1 rRNA gene is annotated in these 1,526 nt (G+C 52.5%); it reads left to right on the top strand.

Annotated elements, in window-relative coordinates:
• Nucleotides 1-55: 55 nt before the first annotated feature.
• Nucleotides 56-1,526 (top strand): 16S ribosomal RNA (locus OZZ83_RS14600); the annotation flags it as partial.

The following is a 1,526-nucleotide window of genomic DNA, read 5'->3' as shown; positions in this document are numbered from 1 at the left end:
CAAGCAATATGCTAGCAAACAAATTGAGCTTAACAATCGTAAGATTGTTCGAACTTTTTATGAGAGTTTGATCCTGGCTCAGGACGAACGCTGGCGGCGTGCCTAATACATGCAAGTCGTACGCTTCTTTTTCCACCGGAGCTTGCTCCACCGGAAAAAGAAGAGTGGCGAACGGGTGAGTAACACGTGGGTAACCTGCCCATCAGAAGGGGATAACACTTGGAAACAGGTGCTAATACCGTATAACAATCGAAACCGCATGGTTTTGATTTGAAAGGCGCTTTCGGGTGTCGCTGATGGATGGACCCGCGGTGCATTAGCTAGTTGGTGAGGTAACGGCTCACCAAGGCCACGATGCATAGCCGACCTGAGAGGGTGATCGGCCACATTGGGACTGAGACACGGCCCAAACTCCTACGGGAGGCAGCAGTAGGGAATCTTCGGCAATGGACGAAAGTCTGACCGAGCAACGCCGCGTGAGTGAAGAAGGTTTTCGGATCGTAAAACTCTGTTGTTAGAGAAGAACAAGGATGAGAGTAACTGTTCATCCCTTGACGGTATCTAACCAGAAAGCCACGGCTAACTACGTGCCAGCAGCCGCGGTAATACGTAGGTGGCAAGCGTTGTCCGGATTTATTGGGCGTAAAGCGAGCGCAGGCGGTTTCTTAAGTCTGATGTGAAAGCCCCCGGCTCAACCGGGGAGGGTCATTGGAAACTGGGAGACTTGAGTGCAGAAGAGGAGAGTGGAATTCCATGTGTAGCGGTGAAATGCGTAGATATATGGAGGAACACCAGTGGCGAAGGCGGCTCTCTGGTCTGTAACTGACGCTGAGGCTCGAAAGCGTGGGGAGCAAACAGGATTAGATACCCTGGTAGTCCACGCCGTAAACGATGAGTGCTAAGTGTTGGAGGGTTTCCGCCCTTCAGTGCTGCAGCTAACGCATTAAGCACTCCGCCTGGGGAGTACGACCGCAAGGTTGAAACTCAAAGGAATTGACGGGGGCCCGCACAAGCGGTGGAGCATGTGGTTTAATTCGAAGCAACGCGAAGAACCTTACCAGGTCTTGACATCCTTTGACCACTCTAGAGATAGAGCTTCCCCTTCGGGGGCAAAGTGACAGGTGGTGCATGGTTGTCGTCAGCTCGTGTCGTGAGATGTTGGGTTAAGTCCCGCAACGAGCGCAACCCTTATTGTTAGTTGCCATCATTCAGTTGGGCACTCTAGCAAGACTGCCGGTGACAAACCGGAGGAAGGTGGGGATGACGTCAAATCATCATGCCCCTTATGACCTGGGCTACACACGTGCTACAATGGGAAGTACAACGAGTTGCGAAGTCGCGAGGCTAAGCTAATCTCTTAAAGCTTCTCTCAGTTCGGATTGCAGGCTGCAACTCGCCTGCATGAAGCCGGAATCGCTAGTAATCGCGGATCAGCACGCCGCGGTGAATACGTTCCCGGGCCTTGTACACACCGCCCGTCACACCACGAGAGTTTGTAACACCCGAAGTCGGTGAGGTAACCTTTT

This window comes from Enterococcus sp. E5-162 (assembly GCF_035725965.1).
Taxonomy (GTDB): domain Bacteria; phylum Bacillota; class Bacilli; order Lactobacillales; family Enterococcaceae; genus Enterococcus_B; species Enterococcus_B lactis.
This window is presented reverse-complemented; position numbering and strand designations above follow the sequence as displayed.